The following is a 4,488-nucleotide window of genomic DNA, read 5'->3' on the forward strand; positions in this document are numbered from 1 at the left end:
CAAGATGTCCACTACCGATGGTGGACATCTAGCAGGCACTCCATCATCCCGTCAGAGCGGCGACACCGGACGGATACCTTCATCCGCAGTAACCGCCCAATTGATTGCGTCTTCCAGTCTGTCGTCCCCCCAAAAAACCTCGTTACCTACCACGAAGCTGGGGGCGCCGAAAAGACCAAGTGCCCGCGCCTGATCGGTCAAGGCGAGCAGTTCTGCCTTGGTCGTGTCCTCGTGCGCTCGCTCGAGCCAGTCTTTTGGAGGGACGCCACAGGCACGTAGCGCGCCCTGCAGAACAGCCTCGTCTGATATATCGGCCCCATGTTCAAATTGGGCCGCAAACACCGCCTTGGCGAAAACCCCGCACCACGGTTCCCCCAAGGCAGCGGTCATGACGCGGGCTGCGCGCAGACCGTTCATGGGAAAGATATCAGGGCGAGTAAACGGCAGGCCGTAGTTCCTTGCGCGCCGCGCCATGTCGCGCCACATATAAGCGCCTTTGACCGGGTCTGTCACGAAGGGTGAGGTGTCCATGCCTCGGTCTGCAAAGATCGGACCCAGCAGGAACGGCCGCCATTCATACGCGATTTGCGCTCGTTGCAGCAAAGGTTCCGCCCGACAAACCGTCAGGTAGGAGTAGGTGCTCGCGAACTCGAACCAGATTTCCAGTTTCAAGGAACCTCCTCTGCTTGCGTACTTGTCTTGCGATGCGGCTCATGCAGCACATCCAAGCTTAGCGCCAGTTTATCAGCAGGTTCAACTTCTCAGGCCCTTCCCTCGACGCCCAAGGCGTTCTCGACGGTGTAGCCCGGAAGTCGGTTTGAGGGTTTCAACGGCACCACAGAACCGAGCTGATAATTGGCGGTTTCATCTTTGTCAGGTTTATCGCCCCAGGATGCCAAGCATCCAGCAGCCACAATCCTGAGGGAGCCGTCAATTCACGTCCGTCCGTGGATGTTCGCTATCCCTCACCTGGACTAGAACATCCCGTTTTCGTTTTCGCTGTGGTCAGGCAACTCCTGCAACACATCCCAATGCTCAACGACCTTTCCGGCATCATCGAGCCGGAAGATGTCGATGCCAGCGTATTCCAAACCGCCCGGCCAAACCTGATGGCAGTGAAGCACGACGTGGTTGCCTTCGGCGATGGCACGTTTCACTTCCACGCGCTTGCCGGGGTGCTCGCCGGCCATGCGTTTGAAATAGTCGATGAACCCGTCTTTGCCGTCTCTGACATGTGGATTGTGCTGGATGTAGTCATCCCCGACATAGGCCGCGATGGCTTTCGCCGGTTCGCAGTCGTTGAACATCATCTCGTAGAACGCGATGACGTTTGCCTTATCGATCTCGGAGGTACGGGTCATGTTGTATCCTTCCTGCCAGAGCTTTTGTGATCCTGACAAACTGTCAAATCAAATTCAGAACGATCTTACCGATATAGCCCTTCTCGCCAAAGGCTTGTTGAGCAGCACCGATTTCGCGGAGTGGATAGGTTTCAGCGACCAGCGGGGCAATGTCGCCGCGCTCGATCCGCGCGACAAGGTTCCCAAAGACTTCTGGCTCCAGCACGGTGCACCCGAAAAAGCTGAGATCCTTGAGATAGAGCGTGCGCACGTCCAGCTCGACAAGCGGCCCTGCAATCGCGCCAGCGACGGCGTAGCGGCCCCCCGGGCGCAAGACGTCCAACAGCGACGGCCATTTCGGACCGGCGACAAGATCAACCACCGCATCGACTTGCCCCGCCCCGAGGGCCGCGACATAATCCGCGTCTCGGTCGAGGATTTCATCCGCGCCGAGGGCTTTCAGCTTGTCGGCCTTGCTGGCGCTCGTGACCGCGATGACCCTTGCACCGCGCGCGGATGCCAATTGCACCGCTGCCGATCCTACCCCACCGGAAGCCCCTGTCACGAGCACGGTTTCACCTGGCTTCACGGCGGCGCGTGTCAGCATGTTTTCGGCCGTCGAATAGGAGCAGGGAAATGAAGCCAATTCGATATCGTTCAGGTCGCTTTCGACCCGATGGGCATGACGCGCCGCGACCCGCGTATACTCGGCAAAGCCTCCATCGCATTCCGAACCAAAATACCACGGCGTTTCCAAAGTCTCACCATCAGCCTCGCGAATACACGGTTCGATCAACACCCGTTCGCCGACGCGGGCGGGGTCAACTTTATCGCCAACGGCGACGATGTACCCGCACACGTCAGCACCCTGGATGCGGGGGAAGGACAAAGGCTTTCCTGACCAGCTCGCATCGTCGCTCTCGGCGTCGCCTTTCGAATACCAGGCCGTTCGGGTGTTGATGTCGGTATTGTTGACCCCGGCGGCGCTGACCTTGACCACCACGTCCCGCGCACCGGGCGTCGGGACGGTCAGATCGTCACGCCATTTCAGTTTTTCGGGTCCGCCGTGTCCGGTCAACACGACGCCGGTCATTTCAGAAGGCAAAGGCATTCAGAGGGTCTCCCTTGGGTAGAATGATGTCTCTACTTGCCGAGGTAGAGGGATCACTCTAGTGAGTCAAGAATGACGGATATTCAGAACCAGATTGATGCCGGGCTGGAGCAGGCTTTCGCAAAACACGGCTTTTCCGAACCCAATATCGAAACCCTTCGCAAGGCGACCGGAGTAAGTCTTCGGACGCTCTACAAATACGTTCCCTCGCGCGACAAGATGATCCTTCGGGCGTTGGAGCATCGGCATCGTCGCTATATGGAGCACGTCTTTCCCGAAGCTGAGACGGCGGATCCATTGCCTTTAGCAACCATCGTTGATCGCGTTGCGCAATGGATGAGGGCAGAGACAACACATGGCTGCCTGTTTCACGCGGCTGTCGCATCGTCACCGCAAGATGGAGAACTGCGCGCGCTTTTGGACCGTCACAAGGCGGAAATGGCCAACCGCGCTGCCAGCATGTCCAGCTTGAAGGGAAGCGAAGGCGAAATCTCGATCATCATCGAGGGTCTGATGCAAAGCTGGCCCCTGCGCGGGGACGAGTCCCTGAGAGCGGCAAAGGTACTATGCACGCTTATGCCAGATGTCCATCGGTCCGGTGCAGGTTCCATTCCCTAGTCAGGACAGACATCGGTGCTGCGCGGAGCATCGGTCAAAACGGGCTCAGAGTCCGTGTGCGCCGCAAGATGCACACATGGCAGGTAAGCAGAAATCCAGTGCCTTCTCGCCGGGAACACACCCGGAATACACCGTGCTCCGGGTCTCGTCAGTTACGACAGGTAGCCGCTATCCTCGCTGTCGTCAGCGACCAAGTAACGAAGGGCCGTTGTGGCGAAAGCTCTCGCAAACTTGCGCTGAGTAGCAGGCTCAAAGAGAGATGTCCGAAAGTCACAACATATTTTACAACATCACTCAGCGTACTGCTGCAAAGCACTGAAAAGCATTCACAAATGTCGAACTACCCGTTCCATCCGTCTTCGGCGCAATAGAAATTTGCCTGTGAACGATATTCAGCAAATTGCTTTCCGTGGCTGACGATTGCAGTTTGGAGGGAAACCCCGCCAGCGCATCATTTCAGTCCATTTCCTGCTCATGCGTGCCCGTTTTCGGTCGGACGACAATAAATGTTGCGGCTCAATCGCCCTCTTGCAGCTCAAGCCCACGCTTCCCCGTTTTTCTGCGGGTCGTATCATCTGAAGCGTGCGCGCGGGTTTGTTGCCATGCGTCTCGCGCCAGATACTGTTACCTGCGATCACTCGTGCCACCGACGCAAAGGATCGGATATGTTTCGCGGCATTGTACGCACTGTCTGTGATCCTCACCTTGGGTCATAGTGCCGGCGTGGCTTTCGTCGGATTGCACTTGAATGCTGCCGTGTCGCTGGGCCTGCTGTCGGCAGCCTCAATCCATACCGCGCGCAGCCTCGGGGTGCTCGGCCAGGAACCCGCGCAATACGGCAAACAACTCGCGCGCATGCTTCAAGTCATCCTTGTGCAAGGCAATGCGAATATCATCGCAAATCATCTCGTGGACTCTTTGTGGCCCGTGATGTTCGTGCATCATGTAATCGCCCATCAATGCCGCATCGAAAGTCGAGATACGGTCATGCTCTGCGAGTGCTTCTATCTCCGCGCGCGTCAACGCGCTCATGTCCTCGACGTCTTCCAGAGAAATCATTTTCAGTCCTCCCATAGTAACCCCTCAATGATAACCCGGTTGCAACAGACTGGCCTTGATTTGCCGCAATCTTTCGGTTGATCGGACCGTTCTTCGCGTCGGCTAAGGCAAATTGCGTCTGGGCCTTCGGATTTCATGAGCCTTTGAACAAGGGGGGGCGGCAGCCTGCACGACCTTGGCATCAGTTTCGGTTTTGGAATACGCGATGTGCTCATTGCGCCAGCTTGTCTCAGATCAATGCAGACCGTGAGCCTATGGACGATACTCTGTTTGAGCGTCATCAAGTGAAGGACCACCGGCTGACGCCGGAGGCATCATTTGTCGGAATGTAATTCCAGGTACTGCTTGATGACATCGTCT

5 protein-coding genes are annotated in these 4,488 nt (G+C 57.2%); 1 reads left to right on the forward strand and 4 read right to left on the reverse strand.

Features of this window, described 5'->3' with window-relative positions:
- Positions 1-51: 51 nt before the first annotated feature.
- From LC354_RS26440 to LC354_RS26450, 3 genes are all read right to left on the reverse strand, one after another.
- On the reverse strand, positions 52-672 hold the full coding sequence (locus LC354_RS26440) for a 2-hydroxychromene-2-carboxylate isomerase (RefSeq protein WP_223428937.1): 621 nt from the start codon (positions 670-672) through the stop codon (positions 52-54).
- Between the two features lie 302 nt (positions 673-974).
- Positions 975-1,361 carry a nuclear transport factor 2 family protein gene (locus LC354_RS26445; protein ID WP_223428938.1) on the reverse strand — a complete coding sequence of 129 codons (387 nt, stop codon included), beginning with the start codon at positions 1,359-1,361 and terminating at the stop codon, positions 975-977.
- Between the two features lie 43 nt (positions 1,362-1,404).
- Complete coding sequence (locus LC354_RS26450) at positions 1,405-2,451, reverse strand: alcohol dehydrogenase family protein (RefSeq protein WP_223428939.1); 1,047 nt, start codon at positions 2,449-2,451, stop codon at positions 1,405-1,407.
- 72 nt (positions 2,452-2,523) lie between these two features.
- Here LC354_RS26450 and LC354_RS26455 point away from each other — a divergent pair, with 72 nt between their 5' ends.
- Positions 2,524-3,069: a TetR/AcrR family transcriptional regulator gene (locus LC354_RS26455; protein ID WP_223428940.1), complete on the forward strand. Its 546-nt coding sequence runs from the start codon at positions 2,524-2,526 to the stop codon at positions 3,067-3,069.
- Positions 3,070-3,852: 783 nt separating this feature from the next.
- Here the strand turns inward: LC354_RS26455 and LC354_RS26460 are convergent.
- Positions 3,853-4,143, reverse strand: coding sequence for a hypothetical protein (locus LC354_RS26460; RefSeq protein WP_223428941.1), 291 nt, complete (start codon positions 4,141-4,143; stop codon positions 3,853-3,855).
- Positions 4,144-4,488 lie beyond the last annotated feature (345 nt).

Source organism: Tateyamaria pelophila (genome assembly GCF_019966495.1).
Taxonomy (GTDB): Bacteria; Pseudomonadota; Alphaproteobacteria; order Rhodobacterales; family Rhodobacteraceae; genus Tateyamaria; species Tateyamaria pelophila.

Coding starts and splice junctions, on each gene's coding strand:
- LC354_RS26455 (WP_223428940.1), top strand. CDS start 2,524: ATGACGGATATTCAGAACCAGATTGATGCCGGGCTGGAGCAGGCTTTC.
- LC354_RS26460 (WP_223428941.1), bottom strand. CDS start 4,143: ATGGGAGGACTGAAAATGATTTCTCTGGAAGACGTCGAGGACATGAGC.
- LC354_RS26450 (WP_223428939.1), bottom strand. CDS start 2,451: ATGCCTTTGCCTTCTGAAATGACCGGCGTCGTGTTGACCGGACACGGC.
- LC354_RS26445 (WP_223428938.1), bottom strand. CDS start 1,361: ATGACCCGTACCTCCGAGATCGATAAGGCAAACGTCATCGCGTTCTAC.